Here is a 19,483-nt window from a genome sequence, read left to right on the forward strand (position 1 = left end):
CACGCAAAGGACACCCCATGAGCGCGCACCCGCAAGCAACCCCTGCCCTGGCTCTGGGCATCGATATCGGCGGCACCGGTATCAAGGGCGGAATTGTTGATCTCGGCACCGGAGAACTATGCGGTGAACGCTTCCGCATCGACACCCCTTCCCCGGCGACCCCACCGGAGGTAACCGCAGTCGTCGGTGAGATCTACCGGGAACTGCTCACTCGCGATCCGAATGTGGGGGCGCAAACCCCGGTGGGCATCACCTTCCCGGGCATCATCCACCACGGGGTGGCGCGTTCCGGAGCCAACGTGGGTCAACACTGGGTGGGCACCGATATTGCCACGCTCTTTGCTGAAGAACTCGGGCGCGAGGTGCTTGTTCTGAACGACGCCGATGCCGCCGGTCTGGCCGAAACCGAGTACGGTGCGGGGCGTAATCGCAGTGGAACGGTGCTGACCCTGACCCTTGGCACCGGCATCGGCTCGGCCTTGGTTCACGATGGCGTGCTGGTGCCGAACTTTGAGCTCGGACATCTCGAAATTGGTGGGGTGGCTGCCGAAAAGAAGGCGAGCTCGGCCGCGCGCAAACGTGATGACATCAGCTGGGAAAAGTACGCTCGTCGGCTCGAAAAGTACCTGCGGCACGTGCAGTTCCTTTTCTCTCCGGAACTGATCATCCTCGGGGGCGGGATCTCGAAAAAGCCCGAGAAATTCCTGCCCTACATAGAGCTGGAAACCCCGATTGAAATTGCCCGCAGCGCCAACAACGCCGGAATCATCGGCGCGGCTCTGCAAGCGCAGCGCCTGAACGCACATTAAAACGACGCAGGCTCGCTGGTCTTAGTGACCGTCGAGCCTGCGTCTACAGTTTGAGCGACTTCGAGCAGTTCTAGCGCCCCAGGCTACTCCGCCGACAACGGGCGTTGGGTGCCACGCGGGGAATTCGAGCGCTGTTCACGCAAACTGACAATAGCTTTCTCAAAGTCGCCGAGCGACTGGAAGCCCTGATACACGCTGGCAAAACGCAAGTAGGCGACTTCGTCGAGGCGCTGCAATGGTTCAAGGATCGCCAGGCCTACCTGATGGGCCGGGATCTCTGCGGCACCGGTGGTGCGCACCGACTCTTCCACTTCCTGTGCGAGAACCGCCAAGTCATGATCCGTGACCGGGCGCCCCTGGCAGGCCTTGCGCACACCGTTGATCACCTTGTTCCGCGAGAACGGTTCGACGGCACCCGACTGCTTGAGCACACTTAAGCTAGCCGTTTCGGTCGTGGTAAAGCGGCGCGAGCAGGCACTGCACTGACGGCGTCGACGAATGGAGACACCATCGTCGGCGACTCGGCTGTCAACCACACGGGAATCCGAGTTTCGACAATACGGGCAGTTCATGGCACCTCCAACAAAGTTGCACTAGCGGTTCGGGACACACCGTCACCGGCTGTCCTCTCACGTCACAGACAGTTTACCGGTTATTGGAATAACGCGCCTTGACGGCATCACCGTGTGCCGGCAGGTCCTCCGCATTAGCAAGATTCACCACGTGCGCGGCCACGTCGTTCAGGGCGTCCTGCCCATAATTAATGACCTGCACGGCCTTGAGGAAGGTGTTCACGTTCAGCCCCGACGCGTGCAGGGCGGTTCCGCTCGTGGGCAGTACGTGGTTGGACCCTGCACAGTAGTCACCGAGCGAGACCGGCGCATAGTCCCCGACGAAAATAGCCCCGGCCGCGGTAATTTGCGCGGCCACCGCCGAGGCGTTCTCGGTCATGATCTCCAAGTGCTCGGCGGCGTAGGCGTTGCACACCTCGATCCCCTGTGCCAGGTCATCGACCAAGATGATGGCCGACTGACGTCCGGAGAGGGCAGCGTTGACTCGTTCACGGTGCTTGGTGGCGGCCACCTGGCGCTCAAGTTCGCCGCGTACGGCCGCCGCAAGCTGCTCATCATCCGTGACCAACACGGCCGCGGCGTTCTCGTCGTGTTCGGCCTGCGAGATCATATCGGCGGCGATCAAATCGGCGCGTGCCGTGCGGTCGGCAAGGATCGCGATCTCCGTTGGACCGGCCTCGGCATCGATGCCCACAACGCCCTTAACCAGCCGCTTAGCGGTGGCGACGAAAAGATTCCCGGGCCCGGAAATCACATCCACCGGGTCGATACCACCACGCGGATCCTCCGGCATGCTCACCCCGTAGGCCAAGGCCGCGATGGCCTGTGCACCACCGACGGCGTGGACCTCGGTGATCCCCAGTAGCTGGGCGGCGGCCAGAATGGTCGGGTGCGGCAGTCCACCGAACTCACGTTGCGGCGGGCTGACCAAAGCCAGCGAGCTCACCCCAGCGGCCTGCGCGGGAACGGCGTTCATGATGACCGAGGACGGGTACACCGCCAGTCCGCCGGGGACATAGAGCCCGACGCGGGTAACCGGAACCCAGCGCTGGGTGACGCTGGCCCCATTGGGGTAGTCAACCGTGGTGTCCTGCGGCAGCTGGGCCGCTGCGAAGGTGCGGGCGCGGGCAATGGACTCTTCGAGTCCGGCACGCACCTGCGGATCCAGCTGTTCTAGGGCCCGCTCCAACTCCTTAGCCGGAACCCGGGTATGTTCGAGCTCCACCTTGTCGAACTGTGCGGCGAGCTGCACCAGGGCAGTCATCCCCTCGCGGCGGACCCGCTCGATGATCTGCGAGACCACGTCGGCAGCGGTCTGCGCATTCACTTCGGGGCGCGGCAGAGTCAGCTTCAGCTGCGCGGCCGACAGCTCTTGGCCTCGCCAATCGAGGGTGGCCAGCTGCTCAAATACGGTGGATTCGTTGGTAGTCACCCGCCTAGTTTAACGCCCCACGCGGGGTGCTTTATAGCCGGGTTACTCACCACGGTCACACGCAACGTAGCACGACCGGCTACATATCCACGCAGCTGGGCCCCAGCAGTACCTTCAGGTCACCAAAGAGCGCCGGATTCGGGTTGACCCGGTAGTTCATCCCCAAACGCATCAGTGAGGTGCCTCGGCTACCGGAGAGCTTGACTCGCACCTCGGTATTTCCACGGTGGGTACGCAACACGTCGCCCAATTGCGAGACCAGTGACTCGGTGGCCTTGTGGGTGGGAATGGCGATAACTACCGGTCCGGTGCCCGAGGCGTCGGATAGCTCGGGAATCATCATCTCTTGAGCGTTGAGGGTGATCGAGCCATCGTCACGTCGTTGCACGCGCCCCTTGATCACCACGATGAGGTCATCGGCTAGGACTTCGGCGATCGGCTGGTAGGCCTGTCCAAAGAACATGACCTCCATGGAACCGGAAAGGTCCTCGACTTCGCAGCGCGCGTAGGGATTACCGCTCTTCTTGGCGATACGCCGCTGCAACCCGGTGATCATGCCAGCAATCGAAATGATGTGTCCATCGGCCGGGCCATCGTCGGAGAGCACGTGGGTCACGGGCATATCCGCATACTGTTCCAGCGCCGAGCCGAGTCCCTGCAGCGGGTGATCGGAGACGTAGAGCCCCAGCATTTCGCGCTCGTAGCCCAGCTTCTCCTTCTTATCCCAGTCGGGGATGTCGGGAATCGCCACGCTCATCGACTCGCCCGCCTCGGTGGCACCCAGCGCACTGAACAGGTCGAATTGGTTCGCCGCTTCGTTACGCTTGACCGAAATTACCGAGTCAACGGCCTCTTCGTGGATGGCCAGCAAGGCACGCCGCGGGTGGTTCATCGAGTCAAAGGCACCGGCCTTGATCAACGATTCGATGGTGCGCTTATTGCATACGACCGCCGGCACCTTGTTGAGGTAGTCGGTGAAATCGGTGAAGGCGCCCTTTTCTTCGCGCGCCTTGACCATCCCTTCAACCACGTTTGCGCCCACGTTGCGGATCGCGCCCATACCGAAGCGAATATCGCGCCCCACCGGGGTAAAGGTCATTGCCGATTCGTTGACATCTGGTGGTAGCACGGTGATGCCAATGCGGCGGCACTCATTGAGGTACATGGCCAGCTTGTCTTTGTCGTCACCGACCGAGGTGAGCAGCGCGGCCATGTACTCGGCCGGGTAGTGGGCCTTGAGGTAGGCGGTCCAGAATGAGACCACACCGTAGGCGGCCGAGTGGGCCTTGTTGAATGCGTAGTCGGAGAACGGCAGCAGGATATCCCAAAGGGTCTGCACGGCTTCGTCCGAGTAGCCGTTGTCGTTCATACCCTGCTTGAAGCCAACGAACTGCTTATCCAGTTCGGACTTCTTCTTCTTACCCATGGCACGACGCAAGATATCTGCTTGGCCCAGCGAGTAGCCGGCCAATTTCTGCGCGATGGCCATAACCTGCTCCTGATACACGATCAGGCCGAAGGTGCCTCCGAGAATATCTTCGAGCGGTTCAGCCAACTCCGGGTGGATCGGCACAACATCTTGAAGCTTGTTCTTACGCAGGGCGTAGTTCGTATGCGCGTTTGCGCCCATAGGTCCCGGGCGATAGAGCGCGAGCACCGCGGAGATATCTTCGAAGTTGTCCGGTCGCATGAGCTTGAGCAGCGAACGCATCGGCCCACCATCGAGCTGGAACACGCCGAGGGTGTCGCCGCGGGCCAGCAACTTATAGGCCTCGGGGTCATCGAGCGGCAAGGTTTCCAGGTCGATGTCGATGTCCTGGTTGTACTTCACGTTCTCCAGCGCGTCGGAGATAATCGTGAGGTTACGCAGACCCAAGAAGTCCATCTTGATCAGCCCCAAGCCTTCGCAGGTTGGGTAGTCGAACTGGGTGATGACCTGGCCGTCCTGCAAACGACGCATAATCGGGATGACGTCGATGATGGGGTCCGAACTCATGATCACGCCGGCTGCGTGTACACCCCATTGGCGCTTCAGCCCTTCGAGGCCCTTCGCAGTCTCAAAGACGCGTGCGGCCTCGGGATCGGTCGCGATCAGGTTACGGAAATCCCCCGCCTCGGAGTACCGCTTGGAATTGGGATTCTCGATGTCGTTGAGCGGAATATCCTTGGCCATAACCGCCGGCGGCAGTGCCTTGGTGAGGGTCTCGCCCATGCTGAAGGGGTACCCCAGCACACGCGAGGAGTCCTTCAGCGCCTGTTTGGTTTTAATCGAACCGTAGGTGACGATCATCGACACACGCTCGTCGCCGTACTTTTCGGTGACGTATTTGATCACCTCAGAACGGCGCCGATCATCGAAGTCGACGTCGAAGTCGGGCATGGAGACGCGTTCCGGGTTCAGGAAGCGCTCGAAAATCAACCCGTGCTTGAGCGGATCGAGGTCGGTAATACGCATGGCATAGGCCACCATGGAGCCGGCACCCGAACCACGACCGGGGCCCACGCGGATACCGTTGTCCTTGGACCAGTTGATGAAGTCGGCCACGACGAGGAAGTAGCCGGGGAAACCCATCTTGATGATCACATCGAGTTCGTAGTCGGCTTGGCGCCGCACCTCCTCGGGGATCCCGCCCGGGTAACGGTAGTGAAGGCCCTTATCGACTTCCTTGATGAGCCAGCTGGTTTCGTCCTCCCCCGGCGGGCAGGGGAACTTTGGCATGTAGTTGGCGTTGGTATCGAAGCTGACCTCGGCGCGCTCGGCGATCTCAAGGGTGTTATCGCACGCTTGGGGGAACTCGCGGAATAGTTCACGCATTTCGCGCGGGGATTTCAGGTAGTAGCCCGAACCGCTGAAAGCGAAGCGGCTACCGCCCTGATCATAGGTCGGCTCATCGAGGGTGGAACCGGAGTTAATCGCTAGCAGGGCCTCGTGCGCCTTGGCATCGGACTCGTGCGTGTAGTGCAAGTCGTTCGTGGCCAAAAGGGGAATATCGAGTTCCTTGGCCAGGCGCAGCAGATCCTTGGTGACTCGGCGCTCAATGTCTAGGCCGTGGTCCATCAGCTCGCAGTAGTAGTTGCCTTTGCCGAAGATGTCTTGGAATTCGGCGGCCGCAGCCTTGGCTTCCTCGTACTGGCCCAATCGGAGCTTGGTTTGCACTTCGCCAGAGGGGCAGCCGGTGGTTGCGATCAGTCCTTCGGCATGGCGGTTCAGTAGCTCGCGGTCCCACCGTGGGTACTTGCCGAACACCGAATCCAAGGAAGCGGTGGAGGAACCCTTGAACAGGTTGTCCATCCCGGTGTTGTTGTAGGAGAGCAGGGTCATATGCGTATATAGACCACCACCGGAGACGTCATCGCCCTTTTGGGCTTCTTCGGTACGCCACTTCACGCGGGTCTTATCGCCGCGTTCGGTGCCCGGAGTTACATAGGCTTCGACGCCGATAATGGGTTTCACTCCGGCGCTGGTCGCCTTGCTCCAGAAGTCGAAGGCTCCGAATAGGTACCCATGGTCGGTGATGGCCATGGCGTCCATGCCGTGCCGGTTGGCTTCCTCGAAGAGTTCAGTAAGCCGTGCCGCACCGTCCAGCATGGAGTATTCGGTGTGGGTATGCAGGTGTACGAATCCATCACGTGTCGCGCTCACCAAAACAGTCTACTAGGCCACCTAGGGCCCAGCGGTGGAAGCTAGGTGAGAACTCTCATGTTGAGGTTCGTGCTAGACCGTTCCCTCGCGTAGCAACTCCAAGGCACCGGCGAGATCATGCGGGTACTGGCTCTCGTAGCTCATCCAATCACCGGAGACCGGGTGGGTGAATCCTAGTCGTTTCGCATGAAGCCACTGGCGGGTCAGGCCCAACGCCGCTCCGAGTTTGGGGTTGGCCCCGTAGGTTTGGTCGCCCACGCAGGGATGACCGAAGGCAGAAAAATGCACGCGGATCTGGTGGGTGCGCCCGGTTTCCAGATGCACTTCGACAAGGCTTGCTTTCCCGAAGGCCTCGATGACCTTGTAATGGGTAACCGAGTCCCGTCCCCCGTCAAGCACCCCAAACTTCCAATCGTGGCCCGGGTGCCGGCCAATCGGGGCGTCGATGGTTCCCTGTAGCGGATCGGGCAGCCCTTGGACGACGGCGTGGTAGACCTTCTCCGGCGTGCGTTCCTTGAACGCGTTTTTCAGCACGCTGTAGGCGCGTTCGGATTTGGCGACGACCATCAGACCACTGGTGCCCACGTCCAGGCGGTGCACGATGCCCTGTCGTTCTGGTGCACCGGAGGTGGAGATCGAGTAACCTTCAGCGGCAAGCGCCCCCACGACGGTCGGACCAACCCAGCCCGGGGATGGATGTGCGGCCACGCCGACGGGCTTGTCGATCACGACATAGTCCGGATCGTCGGCGATGATCTTGAGGTTCTCCACTTTTTCCACCTTCACAGCCAGAGGGTCTTCACGTTCCGGAATGTTCACGACGATCTGATCGCCGGTCTTGAGCTTTCCCGATTTGGCGACCGTCTTACCATTGAGCCGAATCATTCCGGTCTTGCACAGCTCGGCTGCGAAAGCGCGTGGCAGGTCAAGGGTGTGCGAAATAAAGGCGTCGAGGCGCTGCCCGGCGGCTACCTCTGAAACACTTAGTTCGTGGGTCGCTGCCTCGTATGGTCCACCGCTCACTTCTCGTCGTCCTCATCAACGGGCTTATCGCCACTGAGCTCTCCGCCCTTCGGCTCGGAGCTTTCCCGGGTACCGTCGAAGTTCACACCACGGATCAGCAGCAGTGCGACCATGATCATGGAGCAAACGATAAACGAGTCGGCCACGTTGAAAATCGCGAAGCCGTGGACCGAAAACATGTCCACCACATGCCCCATGCCGAAGGACGGTTCACGGAACAAACGGTCGTAGAGGTTCCCGGCCACGCCCCCGAGCAGACACCCAAGGACGATCCCCCAGCTTAGGGTGCTGACCTTGCGAATCAGCAGGTACCCGCAGTACACCGCAACGGCGGCCTGCAGGAGGGTAAAGACCACGGTGAACTGCTCGCCGAAGGAGAACGCTGCACCGGAATTGAGAATGTAGTGGATGTCGAAGAATCCGGGAATCACCTCGATAGCTTGACCTAGGGTCATATTTGCTTCGACGCTGAACTTGACGACTTGGTCCGCGACGAAGGCCAGGGCAGCAAGTGCTAGCCCGAGCCAGAGAAATTTGCGGCCTGCCGTGGCGGGAGTCGCCGGGTTCACACCGGATGTCATATTTGTTGTCCTTGGTTAAAAAATCAACGGTGGCACCGGATCATTCCGGAGCCACCGTTAACTTTACTGATGTTTGTTTCAGCCCAACAAACTAGCCTTGACTAGTTCGCCTTAGCCGCGCCGCCGTCAACCGGGGCCGAGGCCTCGAGTTCACGCAGCTGGCCTTCGATGTAGGTCTTCAGGCGTGCACGGTAGTCACGCTCGAAGCTACGCAGCTGATCGAGCTTGCGCTCAAGGACGGCCTTCTGCTGCTCCAGGGCCGACAAAGTCTTCTTGCTCTTCTCTTCGGCGGAGGTGACCAGGTTGTTGGCCTCGGTCTTCGCCTCGGAGATGATCTTATCGCGCTGCTCGACACCGGATGCGACGTACTCGTCGTGCAGGCGCTGAGCCATGGCCAACACGTTGGCTGCAGACTCGGCAGTGTTTTCGGTAGCAGGCTTGGCAGCCGCGGCAGGTGCTGCCGGCGCCGCAGCGGGCGCTGCATCCTTCTTGGCTTCGGCAGGCTTCGCCGGAGCTTCGGCCTTCTTCTCCTCGGCAGGCTTCGCCGGAGTTTCAGCCTTCTTCTCCTCGGCAGGCTTCGCCGGGGCTTCAGCCTTCTTCTCCTCGGCAGGCTTGCCCGGAGCGGCGGCCACTGGAGCGGGCACGGCCTGCTCCTTCGAACCGGCCACGTCTTCACCAAGGGCGGCTAGACGGCTGCGGAGCTCGTCGTTCTCAGCGTTCAGGCGACGGAGTTCGACGACGATCTCGTCGAGGAAATCATCTACCTCGTCCTGATCGTAGCCCTCGCGAAACTTGGTCGGCTGAAACCGCTTATTGACTACGTCTTCTGGCGTCAAAGCCATTTGGTCACCTCAATACTGGGGTCTTTTCCGCTCGACCATTAGTTTGGTTGGCGAAACACTTACCGTTCTACAGTGCCACAGCCTGCGAAGCCGAAGCACCATTTCTTAAAGGATATAACGATTTGGTCACTGATGACGAAATCAGACGGGCTGTCTGCTCTCTCAATCATGAATCTACATGGTCATTTGTCCTAAGACAACACTAGTCAGTGAGAGATTCACGGACTACAGCGAAGTTTGAATGCCTAAGTTGCGAACAATGGCGTGCGCGATAATGACCACAATAAACAGGACGATGAACGACAAATCCAAACGGATTCCGCCGAAATCGACGGGTTTAATCCAACGCCGTAGCCAGCGTAGGGGTGGATCCGTAATTGTCACAATCACGGTGGCCGTCAACAACGCTATTCCCGCTGGTCGCCATGAACGAGCGAAATTTTCCGTCACGTCAAGGACAATTCTCATCAGCAGCAGGATCTGCAGGATGCTGAGTGCGAGATAGAGGGTGCCGAAAATCATGAAACTCTGACCGGTCGCGATCCGCTACTAGCTCTGGTTAAAGAAGGTAGCCTGCGCCTCGGACTGCTTGCGGTCCTCGCCGAGCACCTCGACGGTTGACGGTGAGAGCAGGAAGACCTTGTTCGTGACTCGCTCGATGGAGCCATGCAGCGCGAATACGAGGCCGGCGGAGAAATCCACCAGGCGCTTGGCGTCGGTCTCACCCATGTCGGTAACGTTCATAATCACCGGGATACCGTCACGGAAGTTCTCTCCAATAATCTTCGCATCATTGTAAGAGCGCGGGTGGACGGTTGTAATCTGACGCAATTCGGAATCCTCATCCCGTACTGAAGGGGCACGCTTGATCGGGGTAACCGGTGCCCGATACTCGGTGTCCGGTTCATTGACTTCTGGACGCGGAACAGCGGCCTTGGCCGGAGCTGGCGCCGGGGTGCGGGGAGTTTCCGCAGGTTTGCTGTATTCGGGTTCTTCCACCACTCGAACCTGGCTCTTGGCCTCAGGCTTCTCGACCGGAGTCTCGTCCTGCTCGACGGCGTCGGCCAGACCGAGATAGACCATTGCTTTACGCAGTCCGTCAGCTGCCATGATTCTTCTCCTCGTTATCCCTTGCATGCCACCGCAAGTTGCATGATTCCGCTACTTCGACGCTACAGCACCGTGCGCCGTTTGCCATCGTTCATCCGCTGACTTTCGCGGGCGTGTCGCCCGGGAATTCGCTGACTTTATCTTCGCCACACAACTCCGGCCAGCCGTCCGCACGCCGAGTCTCGACGGTAGGAATAGAAACGTTCATCTTCAAGCGTGCATGGCTGGTGCGATCGTACGCTCACATCCAAGGATTCAAGGTACCGCCGAGCCGTTCCAGGTAAATCCAGGCCGGCGCTGCCCCAACGGGTCTGACTTGAGATTCCTGGCATGAGCGATTCGGACTCGAGCTGCATGTGCTCGGGCACTTCATAGCAGGAGCCGCAGATAGCCGGTCCGATCACAGCCTCGATTTCTTCGGCACCCCATTGATGCAAGCGTTCAACGGTGACACCAAGAATTCCGTCCAACAGACCGCGGCGTCCAGCGTGCACCGCCGCAGTTGCCAACTGCCCTTCGGCATGTCGAGCCACGAAGAGCACCGGCAGGCAATCTGCCACCATGACGGCCAGCGGTGTGGCAGCACCGAAGGAGAGGAGACCGTCACAGGTTGGGGCCGCCGGGTCGCTCCAACTAGTGCGCTGCCCCGGCTCCACCTGAACAACATCGGCGGAGTGGACCTGATTCATGAAGGCCAAGGAAAAACGAGAGACCCCGATCCGTTCCTCCAACATGGTCCGATTGGCCTCGACAAGCGAGGGATCGTCATTCACGTGCAGTGCGAGGTTACCCTCTGCCTGCGTGGTGAATGCCAGTTGGATGGACGGATCGAGGTCCGACGTGAAACGTAGCACGGGATATAACGCCCTTAGTTACTTCAAGAACTCCGGGACGTCCAGGTCGTCGCTCGAACCCTTGAGGTCAGAGTCAACCACGTCGGGCAGGTCCTGGAAGGAGGAGTTCTGCTCGGCGGCAACCGGCTTCGACTCCACCGGAGCGCTGGAGACCGGCGTAGCGGTCGGTTCCGGCTTGCTCTCAGCAACCGGCGCCTGCTCGGTTTCGGCCGGGCGTGCGGCGACCGGGCGCGCAGCTGGCTGAACGGCTGGCTTGCTGGTCACATCCGGCTCGTCGAAGCCGGCGGCGATGACGGTCACGCGAGCCTCATCACCCAGTGCATCGTCGATCACGGCGCCGAAGATGATGTTGGCTTCGGGGTGGGCGACTTCCTGCACCAGACGTGCCGCTTCGTTGATTTCGAACAGGCCCAAGTCCGAGCCACCCTGAATCGAGAGCAGCACACCGTGGGCGCCGTCGATCGAGGCCTCCAGCAGCGGAGAAGCTATTGCCAATTCGGCGGCCTTGACGGCGCGATCTTCACCCCGTGCCGAACCGATACCCATGAGGGCGGAGCCAGCACCCTGCATCACAGACTTGACGTCGGCGAAGTCGAGGTTGATCAGACCCGAGGTGGTGATCAGGTCGGTGATGCCCTGCACACCGGAAAGCAGGACCTGGTCGGCCTGACGGAAGGCATCCAGTACCGAGACGTTGCGGTCCGAGATGGAGAGCAGACGGTCGTTCGGGATCACGATCAGCGTGTCGACTTCGTCGCGCAGGGCTTCAATGCCCGACTCGGCGGAGTTCGCACGGCGGCGACCTTCGAAGGTAAATGGACGAGTGACCACACCAATGGTCAGCGCGCCGAGCGAGCGTGCCACGCGGGCGACAACTGGCGCACCACCGGTACCGGTGCCACCACCTTCACCGGCGGTGACGAAGACCATGTCGGCGCCGCGCAGGACGTCTTCAATCTCCTCCACGTGGTCTTCGGCTGCCTGGCGTCCCACATCGGGGTTGGCGCCGGCGCCGAGGCCGCGAGTAAGTTCGCGTCCCACGTCGAGCTTCACGTCTGCGTCGCTCATCAGCAGCGCCTGGGCATCCGTATTAATGGCGATGAATTCAACGCCCTTGAGGCCGACTTCGATCATGCGGTTTACGGCGTTGACACCGCCACCGCCGATGCCTACGACTTTAATGACCGCGAGGTAATTCTGTGGAGCTGCCACGTCCCGCTTCCCTTGTTAGTTGTGCTACGTATTCACGACTTGCGTTTCGAACCTTCACCCTGAGCCATAAGGTGTTAGTTCCTCATGCTTCCGCTAGTTGAACGCTATGAGCCATGGTGTCTTTCTGCAACGACCGCCTTGGCGTGTCGTCTATCCCCTACTATCTTTCCAGATGTTCGATGCGCCTTGGTTCACCACACACCACGAGTTGAGAAACTTTCGTTCAAGCTAGTACGTGACTGGGCTTTCAGGGTTGGAAATATCAATTGACTTCGGCGCGTCGTTGTTTTCCTTCAGGTCCTTCAGGAAGATCGCCGCAACCTTATTCTTCAAAGCGGCATCACTTCCATCACCCCAGACGAGGACGCGCTTCTTCGGTAGTTGGAGCTCGACGAAACCTGCCTTGGTCACGGTCGCGGCACTCGACTGGGCAAGCACCTTCTCATCTACCGTAGCCAATACCTCGGTCAGCAGAGCGAAAGACTCCGGGCTCTTGGCCTCGTCGCTCAATTTCACCGTGGGTAGTTTGGTCTTGTCTTTCTTCCCGAGTTTCTTGAGTTTATCGCCCTCGGAGGAGACCAGATACCGGGTCTTGCCCTCCACCAGGATGGCTACGGGTACCTGTTCGACGACCTCAACCACGAGCGTGTCGGGCATCTGGGCGCGCACCACAAGTTCCTTAATCGCCGGCTGGTCACCGATCAGGTCGCTGACCCTGCCTTCGGAGATGCGCGGTAGCGGCACGCCTTGGAGGGTTTGGAGCTTCTCGGTGAGTTGCTTTTCGCTCACCAGCTTCGTGCCCGTCACAGAAATATTTCGCGCCGCCAGCAATGGCGAAAAGCTCAACACGAGCACTGCTGCAACACTCAGCGCCACGATCGCGCCGATAATGATGAACAGTAGCTTGCGGCGCCGCGCCTGGTCGGTGACCGGTAGCGGTAGAACTTTCGAATTTTCTGACATCAGCGCACCGCTCCCCTAGCGTGCTTCGAGGGCTCGAACGATTTGGTCTCCAAGCGCCGTGACGTCCCCGGCACCCACGGTCATGATGAGATCTCCGGCGACCGCATCGGCGACCACGGCCTGAACCGCCTGTTCGGGTGTCAGCACGCGTGCCGGTACCTGAACTCGCTCGGCCACCAGTTCGCTGGTAATGCCGGCGATCGGTTCTTCACGCGCCGGATAGATCTCGAGCAGATTGACGGAGTCCGCCAGCGATAACGCCTCGGCAAACTCCGCATAGAACTCGGCGGTGCGGGAGAACAGGTGCGGCTGGAACACCACGTGTAGCCGTCCATCTTCGGCCACGGCACGACCGGCGCGCAGTGCGGCGGTGACCTCCGTGGGATGGTGTGCGTAGTCGTCATACACGCGCACGCCTGCCGCTTCGCCCTTGAATTCAAAGCGTCGAGCCGCCCCGGAGAAGCTCGCTAGTGCGCGCAACGCCTCGTCGGCTTCCAGACCGGCGTCCAGTCCCACGGCTAATGCGGCGGCCGCATTGAGCAGATTGTGCTGCCCTGGCACGTTCAGAACCAGCTCGTGGCTCTGTCCGCTGCCCCATTCGATCGTCGCGGCGAACCGGCCATCGGCCAGCGGGCGCGCATCGCTCAGTCGGCGATCGGCGTTCGGGGCAAAACCATAGGTCTGCACCCGCAGTCCCGGTCGCCGTACTCGCATGGTGTTCGCCAGCGCATGAGCACCGGGGTCATCGGCGCAGCAGATCAGCAATCCACCATCGGGCAGCAGTCCGGCGAACTCTTCGAAGGCGCGGTGCACGGCGTCGGCGCTGCCGTAGTGATCCAGATGGTCGGCCTCGACGTTGGTCACCACCACCACGTCGGGACGGTAGTTCAAGAAGGAGGCGTCGGACTCGTCGGCTTCGGCCACGAAGATCTTGCCGTCACCCAGTTCGGCATTAGTGCCCAAGGACGGGATATTCGCCCCCACCGCGTAGCTCGGCGCCAAGCCAGCGGCCTTCAACATGTGGGCCGTCAACGAGGTCGTCGTCGTTTTACCGTGGGTACCGGCGATAGTCACCACGCACTGGTGTCCACGCATGGTGGCGGCCAAACCTTCGGAGCGGTGCAAAATGCGCAGTCCCTTATCGAGGGCCAGATCGTATTCGGCATTGCCCGGTTTGATGATGGAGGAGGCAATCACCGTGTCGGCGTCCTGCAGGTTTGCCGGATCGTAGCCCACATGGATGCGCGCGCCGCGGTTACGCAAGTCGTGCATCACCGGCAGGTCCTTCGCGTCGCTGCCGGAAACCGGCACTCCGGCATCCAATAGCAATCGCGCAACGGCGGAGACTCCGACCCCGCCCACACCCATGAGGTGGACCCGGCCCAATTCCGTCAGGTGTGCTGGTGCACCCATAGTTCTAGCCTTCCTTGAGCGCGGCGCGGCGCCCGGCAACTTCGTCAATGATCAGCCGCGCCATTTGCTCGGCGGCGTCACGGTGTCCTTGGCTGGCCGCGGCGACGGCCATTTGCTTCAGTGTAGAGGCATCGTTGAGCAACGGTATGACCGTCTGCGCAATGTAGCCGGCAGTGAACTTCGCATCGTCGACCAGCAGTGCTCCGCCGGCGGCCACAAGGTCGCGCGCGTTGAGTCGCTGCTCGCCGTTGCCGATCGGCAGCGGCACCAAAATCGAGGGACGCCCGGCGACCGCCAATTCGCACACGGTGCCCGCACCGGAGCGACAGATCATCAAGTCGGCCGCGGCATAGCCGTAGTCCATGCGGTCTAGGTACTCCAGTTGGGTGTACCCGGGTGCGGAAAGGAGTTCACCGCGTTCGTCACGCACGGCCTTGTCTCGCCCGGTCACGTGCACCACCTGAATTCCGGCCTCGAGCAGTGCCGGCAGGGCCCGAGCAACGGCCGTATTCACACTGGCCGCCCCCGAGGAGCCGCCGCTAATGACGAGCACCGGTGCGCCGCTTCGTGGCACGTTGAAGAAGTCGCGGGCCTCATCGCGCAATGCGTCGGCATCCATCTGAGCCACATTCGAGCGCATGGGCATGCCCACAACCTGTTCGCCGGGTAGCCCGGTGTTGGAGAAGGTCGTTCGTACCACCGCGGCGTTTTTGGCGCCCACCTTGTTCGCCATGCCGGCAATCGAGTTGGCTTCATGCACGATGATCGGAACCCCCAGGCTTCGGGCGGCCAGATAGGCCGGGGTGCACACATACCCCCCGACGCCCAGCAGGGCCTCCGCCCGGGTTTCGCGCAGAACCGCCTTCGCCCGTCGCACGGCTTTGACGAAGCGCACGGGGAACTTGAGCAGGTCCGCGTTGAGGCTTCGCGGCAAGGGTGCCTTGGGAATCAGTTCCAAGCGGTACCCGGCCTCCGGGACCAACCGGGTTTCCAGCCCCTCTGGCGAACCGAGTGCGGTGATTTGCGCCTCGGGGTTTTCCGCCTTCACGGCGTCCGCAATGGCCAACATGGGAGAAATATGTCCGGCGGTTCCGCCACCGGCAACCACCAGTCGGATCGGTTCGCTCATGCTTCGTCTATTCCTTGCTTTTTCGTCTGCGCTGAGCTGGCCGTCACGGCCTGAGCCAGCAGTTCTCGTTTTTGATCGCGCGCGCTGGAGAGCGCAAAACCCATGGCCATCATCACGGCGAGCATCGCCGAGCCACCCGAGGAGATAAAGGGCAGCGGCACACCAATCACCGGTAGCAGACCACTGACGGTGCCGAGGTTCACGAAGGTTTGCCCAATGATCCAAGAGATCAGGCAACCCATTAGAACCCGCGTGTAAAGATCCGTTGCGCGCATGGCGATGCGGTACATCGCCAGGGCGATCAATGCGAAGAGCACCAGCACCGCCAGCACACCCAAAAACCCGAACTCTTCACCCAGAATGGAGAAGATGAAGTCGTTTTGCGCCTCGGGCACATAGGACCATTTCATACGCGACTGGCCAGGCCCTACCCCGAACCAGCCGCCGGAGGCGAAGGCGTGCAGACCCATAGACGACTGAAGACAGGCATCACCATTCGAACCGCAGTCAATACCAAGCCACGCCTTGATACGGGTCCGGCGGTTGCCAGACATCAGCACCGCTCCGGCGAAGCCGATGAAACCGATGGCAACGGAGATCAACAACCACTTGAAGCGCATGCCCGCAAGAAACAACGCCGTGGCCAACACCATCACGAGGATCAGCACGGTACCCACGTCGTGGCCAAGCAGCACGAGCACCACAATCGCGCCACCGACCGGTGCCAGCACGGGTACCAGCAGATGCTTCACGTCCCCGAGCAGATTCTGCTTCTTTTCAAACATGAAGGCGGCGAAAACTGCTAGGGATAATTTCGCGAATTCGCTGGGCTGCAGACGAACGCTACCTATGGAGATCCAGTTCTTATTACCCAGCACCTCGTGACCCAGCGGCGTGAAGGCCACCAGGAAAAGCAGGAGGATGGCCAGTAAGGCAGCAGCCCACGCAAACTTTTTCAGTGTCTGTGGGGAGATGAACTGCATGATGAGCATCAGCACGATGCCCACCCCGGCGAAGATCGCCTGCGACAGTGCGACGGTAAAGCCGTCCTGTCCCTTGGCGATGGCTTCCACCGAGGCTGAGGACTGCACCATCAGCACACCGAAACAGGCGAGAAGAATCGAGCACACCAAAATCAGCGTGTAATCCAACGCCACCGTTCGGGCACTGCCCGCTTCGATGGTATCGATCAGACGGCCCGGCCATGAGCGGCGGTGGGTAGTCTCACCCTTGGGCTTAGGCCGACGTGCCACCGGTGCCTCCCGTCCTCGTTCGTTGTGCTTAGTTGCCGTTTCCAGCGCTTTCATCCATCAGATCACTGACCGCGCTGATGAAGGCGTTGCCACGCTGTGCATAGGAGCTGAATTGATCCATGGAGGCGGCTGCGGGTGCCATGAGTACCGTGTCGCCGGCTTCGGCGATACCCGCCGCGGCGCGCACCGCACGCGTCATCACCTGTGGCCCGCTGACCGTTGAACCCGAGTCGCTTACCTGGGCGGTGACATCGTGCACCGGAACATCGGCGGCGTGCCGGGCCAAGGCCTCACGCAGCGAGTCGTTGTCGGTGCCGATGAGCAAGACGCTGCGCAGTCGGTGGGCGTGCTCGGCCACCAGCTCGTCATAGTCCACGCCCTTGGACAGGCCACCGGCGATCCAGACCACCTTGCTGAACGCGGCCAAAGAGGCGTTCGCTGCATGCGGGTTGGTGGCCTTCGAGTCGTTGACCCAGAGGATATCGTCGCGTCGGGCCACGGCCTGGATTCGGTGATCGCCTGCGTCGAAACCGCGCAACCCGTCGGCCACCGCTTCCGCAGAGACCCCGTAGGCGCGGGTCAAGGCCGCGGCGGCCGCAGCATTCGCCGCGGTATGCCGTGGAACGATCTCGCCGATTTCCTTCAGTGCCACGAGCTCCAGCGCCTGGCTGCGTCGCTCGGCGATGAACGCGCGGTCCACCAGCAGGTTCTCGACCACCCCGACCATGGACACGGCCGGCGAGTCGGTGGTGAACCCAATGGCGCGGCACCCCTCGACCACGTCGGCGTTTTCAACCATGGTGATGGTCTCGGGGGCCTGGGCGTTGAAGATCGCAGCCTTCTGCGTGCGCTCGTAGATCTTGGCCTTATCGGCGCGGTACCCCGCGAAGTCACCGTGCCAGTCCACGTGGTCCTCGGCCAAGTTCAACACCACGGAGGCCAAGGGGGAAATGCTGTGCGTGTAGTGCAGCTGGAAGCTCGAGAGCTCCACGGCGAACACCTCATAGTCCACCGGGTCGCGGACCGCATCGAGAATTGGGGTTCCGACGTTGCCAACGGCAATGGCCTTCAGACCGGCCGCCTGCAGGATCGACTCGGTCATTCCCACCGTGGTGGTTTTTCCGTTGGTGCCGGTGATGGCCAGCCACTGCGGTGCGGTACGCCCTTCACGGTGCTGCACTCGCCAGGCCAATTCGACATCGGACCACAGCTCAATGCCGGCCGCTTGCGCCTCGACGAGCACCGGTTGACGCGGGTTCCACCCCGGGGACACCAGCAAGAGTTCGGGCTGTTGGCCATCGACCAGGGGCAGACGTTCGACGTGCTGCTCGCCCAGTAGCACCTCGTGGGCACCGACGATCTTCAGGGTGCTGGCACGCTGCTGGTTCAATTCGTCGTCCCGGCCGTCAATGACGGTGACGACCGCACCCAGCTCGATGAGGGTATCGGCGGCCGAGAATCCGCTGAGGCCCAGACCGGCCACGACGACGCGTAGCCCAGCCCAGTCAGAGTCCCAGCTCGTTAGCTCCGACAACTTTTCACTCACAGTGCGACAACCCATTCAGAATAGAAAATACCGAGACCGGCGGCGACAAAGAGGCCGGCCAATATCCAGAAGCGAACCACGACGTTCTCTTCGCTCCACCCGGCGAGTTCGAAGTGGTGCTGCAACGGCGCCATACGGAAGACGCGCTTGCCGCCGGAGAGTTTGAAGTAACCAACCTGGATGATCACCGAGGCCGAAATGATGACGAACAGACCCGCGATCACCACGAGCAGCAGTTCGGTGCGCGACAGAATCGCCATGGCTGCCACGGCACCGCCGATGGCCAGTGACCCGGTGTCGCCCATGAAAATCTTGGCGGGCTTAGCGTTCCACCAGAGGAAGGCCACGAGGGCGCCGGAGATCGTGGCGCTGAGCAGGGCCAGATCCTGCGGGTCACGCACGGTGTAGCACACCTCGAGAGCGTTGGCCGTGCCGCAGGCTTGGTTCTGCTGCCAAATGCCGATTAGCGTGTACGCGCCAAAGACCATAATTGAGGCGCCGGCGGCCAACCCGTCCAGCCCGTCGGTGAGGTTCACACCGTTGGTGGCCGCGGTGACAATGAAATTCGACCAGATCACAAAGAGCAGCAACCCGATCAGCGGTCCGGCGAAGGCCAGATCAATGTTGGTATCGCGGAGCACCGAGATGGCCGTGGAGGCCGGGGTCAACCCGTCCTGATTGGGAAATTGCAGGGCCAGGACACCGAAGCTGATGCCCACCACGGCCTGCAGCACGATCTTCTGCCAGGCCCGCAAACCCAGGGAACGCTTCATGGCGATCTTGATGAAGTCATCGAGGAAGCCGACCAGACCCATGCCGGCGAAGAGCAGCAAGACCAATAGACCACTGGCGGTAATGCCGGTGCTGGTGCGCCCCATGAGGGTCAGGATCCCGTGCGTGGCGAAGTAGCTAACGATCACCGAAAGCACGATGACCACACCGCCCATGGTGGGCGTTCCGGACTTCACGGAGTGTGAATTCGGGCCGTCATCGCGTACCACCTGACCGTACTGCTTCTTGGTCAGCAGCCGAATATAAAACGGCATCGTCAGCATGGTCAGCACGAGGGCGATCCCCGCCCCCAGTATCAATGCGATCATG

The 19,483-nt window shown here is 61.1% G+C and carries 17 protein-coding genes; 1 reads left to right on the plus strand and 16 read right to left on the minus strand.

Annotated elements, in window-relative coordinates; all coding sequences use genetic code 11:
- Positions 1-17: 17 nt before the first annotated feature.
- Positions 18-809 (plus strand): polyphosphate--glucose phosphotransferase, encoded by a 792-nt coding sequence (gene ppgK / locus ACJD00_RS10350; RefSeq protein WP_418906940.1) that lies wholly within the window; start codon positions 18-20, stop codon positions 807-809.
- A gap of 83 nt (positions 810-892) precedes the next feature.
- Here ppgK and nrdR read toward each other — a convergent pair whose 3' ends face one another.
- The 16 genes from nrdR to mraY form a co-directional block, all read right to left on the minus strand.
- Entirely contained in the window at positions 893-1,381 is a 489-nt protein-coding gene (gene nrdR / locus ACJD00_RS10355) for a transcriptional regulator NrdR (RefSeq protein WP_309406570.1), read from the minus strand.
- 73 nt (positions 1,382-1,454) lie between these two features.
- Positions 1,455-2,813: a histidinol dehydrogenase gene (hisD, locus tag ACJD00_RS10360; protein ID WP_418906941.1), complete on the minus strand. Its 1,359-nt coding sequence runs from the start codon at positions 2,811-2,813 to the stop codon at positions 1,455-1,457.
- A 79-nt stretch (positions 2,814-2,892) separates the two neighbouring features.
- Positions 2,893-6,456 (minus strand): DNA polymerase III subunit alpha, encoded by a 3,564-nt coding sequence (dnaE, locus tag ACJD00_RS10365; protein ID WP_309406567.1) that lies wholly within the window; start codon positions 6,454-6,456, stop codon positions 2,893-2,895.
- 72 nt (positions 6,457-6,528) lie between these two features.
- Positions 6,529-7,479 (minus strand): RluA family pseudouridine synthase, encoded by a 951-nt coding sequence (locus tag ACJD00_RS10370; RefSeq protein WP_418906942.1) that lies wholly within the window; start codon positions 7,477-7,479, stop codon positions 6,529-6,531.
- Complete coding sequence (gene lspA / locus ACJD00_RS10375; RefSeq protein WP_418906943.1) at positions 7,476-8,060, minus strand: signal peptidase II; 585 nt, start codon at positions 8,058-8,060, stop codon at positions 7,476-7,478. The genes ACJD00_RS10370 and lspA overlap by 4 nt, the downstream gene beginning before the upstream one ends.
- A 101-nt stretch (positions 8,061-8,161) precedes the next feature.
- Positions 8,162-8,902, minus strand: a complete 741-nt coding sequence (locus tag ACJD00_RS10380; protein ID WP_418906944.1) for a DivIVA domain-containing protein — start codon at positions 8,900-8,902, stop codon at positions 8,162-8,164.
- Positions 8,903-9,127: 225 nt separating this feature from the next.
- Complete coding sequence (locus ACJD00_RS10385) at positions 9,128-9,424, minus strand: YggT family protein (protein WP_309406562.1); 297 nt, start codon at positions 9,422-9,424, stop codon at positions 9,128-9,130.
- Between the two features lie 27 nt (positions 9,425-9,451).
- Positions 9,452-10,012: a cell division protein SepF gene (locus ACJD00_RS10390; protein ID WP_309406561.1), complete on the minus strand. Its 561-nt coding sequence runs from the start codon at positions 10,010-10,012 to the stop codon at positions 9,452-9,454.
- Positions 10,013-10,149: 137 nt separating this feature from the next.
- Positions 10,150-10,866 (minus strand): polyphenol oxidase family protein, encoded by a 717-nt coding sequence (locus ACJD00_RS10395; protein WP_418906945.1) that lies wholly within the window; start codon positions 10,864-10,866, stop codon positions 10,150-10,152.
- An 18-nt stretch (positions 10,867-10,884) separates the two neighbouring features.
- Positions 10,885-12,078, minus strand: a complete 1,194-nt coding sequence (gene ftsZ, locus ACJD00_RS10400) for a cell division protein FtsZ (RefSeq protein WP_309406557.1) — start codon at positions 12,076-12,078, stop codon at positions 10,885-10,887.
- Positions 12,079-12,306: 228 nt separating this feature from the next.
- A complete protein-coding gene (locus ACJD00_RS10405; protein WP_418906946.1) occupies positions 12,307-13,041 on the minus strand; it encodes a cell division protein FtsQ/DivIB in 735 nt (244 codons plus the stop codon).
- A 15-nt stretch (positions 13,042-13,056) separates the two neighbouring features.
- Positions 13,057-14,454: a UDP-N-acetylmuramate--L-alanine ligase gene (gene murC, locus ACJD00_RS10410; protein WP_418906947.1), complete on the minus strand. Its 1,398-nt coding sequence runs from the start codon at positions 14,452-14,454 to the stop codon at positions 13,057-13,059.
- Positions 14,455-14,458: 4 nt separating this feature from the next.
- The gene (gene murG / locus ACJD00_RS10415; protein ID WP_418906948.1) at positions 14,459-15,583 is read right to left on the minus strand and encodes an undecaprenyldiphospho-muramoylpentapeptide beta-N-acetylglucosaminyltransferase; all 1,125 of its coding nucleotides are present in this window, start codon (positions 15,581-15,583) and stop codon (positions 14,459-14,461) included.
- Positions 15,580-16,890 carry a putative lipid II flippase FtsW gene (ftsW, locus tag ACJD00_RS10420; RefSeq protein WP_418906949.1) on the minus strand — a complete coding sequence of 437 codons (1,311 nt, stop codon included), beginning with the start codon at positions 16,888-16,890 and terminating at the stop codon, positions 15,580-15,582. Before ftsW ends, murG begins: the two co-directional genes overlap by 4 nt.
- Entirely contained in the window at positions 16,865-18,397 is a 1,533-nt protein-coding gene (gene murD, locus ACJD00_RS10425; protein ID WP_418906950.1) for a UDP-N-acetylmuramoyl-L-alanine--D-glutamate ligase, read from the minus strand. Before murD ends, ftsW begins: the two co-directional genes overlap by 26 nt.
- Positions 18,379-19,482 (minus strand): phospho-N-acetylmuramoyl-pentapeptide-transferase, encoded by a 1,104-nt coding sequence (gene mraY, locus ACJD00_RS10430; RefSeq protein WP_418906951.1) that lies wholly within the window; start codon positions 19,480-19,482, stop codon positions 18,379-18,381. Before mraY ends, murD begins: the two co-directional genes overlap by 19 nt.
- Position 19,483 lies beyond the last annotated feature (1 nt).

It is taken from the genome of Glutamicibacter endophyticus (genome assembly GCF_048457885.1).
GTDB classification, from domain to species: Bacteria; Actinomycetota; Actinomycetes; order Actinomycetales; family Micrococcaceae; genus Glutamicibacter; species Glutamicibacter endophyticus.

What these genes read in the sequence shown, in the direction of transcription:
- ACJD00_RS10405 (WP_418906946.1), bottom strand. Translation starts at nt 13,041, where the DNA reads ATGTCAGAAAATTCGAAAGTTCTACCGCTACCGGTCACCGACCAGGCG.
- ppgK (WP_418906940.1), top strand. Translation starts at nt 18, where the DNA reads ATGAGCGCGCACCCGCAAGCAACCCCTGCCCTGGCTCTGGGCATCGAT.
- ACJD00_RS10380 (WP_418906944.1), bottom strand. Translation starts at nt 8,902, where the DNA reads ATGGCTTTGACGCCAGAAGACGTAGTCAATAAGCGGTTTCAGCCGACC.
- murC (WP_418906947.1), bottom strand. Translation starts at nt 14,454, where the DNA reads ATGGGTGCACCAGCACACCTGACGGAATTGGGCCGGGTCCACCTCATG.
- ACJD00_RS10385 (WP_309406562.1), bottom strand. Translation starts at nt 9,424, where the DNA reads ATGATTTTCGGCACCCTCTATCTCGCACTCAGCATCCTGCAGATCCTG.
- murD (WP_418906950.1), bottom strand. Translation starts at nt 18,397, where the DNA reads ATGGGTTGTCGCACTGTGAGTGAAAAGTTGTCGGAGCTAACGAGCTGG.
- murG (WP_418906948.1), bottom strand. Translation starts at nt 15,583, where the DNA reads ATGAGCGAACCGATCCGACTGGTGGTTGCCGGTGGCGGAACCGCCGGA.
- ftsW (WP_418906949.1), bottom strand. Translation starts at nt 16,890, where the DNA reads ATGAAAGCGCTGGAAACGGCAACTAAGCACAACGAACGAGGACGGGAG.
- lspA (WP_418906943.1), bottom strand. Translation starts at nt 8,060, where the DNA reads ATGACATCCGGTGTGAACCCGGCGACTCCCGCCACGGCAGGCCGCAAA.
- ACJD00_RS10390 (WP_309406561.1), bottom strand. Translation starts at nt 10,012, where the DNA reads ATGGCAGCTGACGGACTGCGTAAAGCAATGGTCTATCTCGGTCTGGCC.
- nrdR (WP_309406570.1), bottom strand. Translation starts at nt 1,381, where the DNA reads ATGAACTGCCCGTATTGTCGAAACTCGGATTCCCGTGTGGTTGACAGC.
- mraY (WP_418906951.1), bottom strand. Translation starts at nt 19,482, where the DNA reads ATGATCGCATTGATACTGGGGGCGGGGATCGCCCTCGTGCTGACCATG.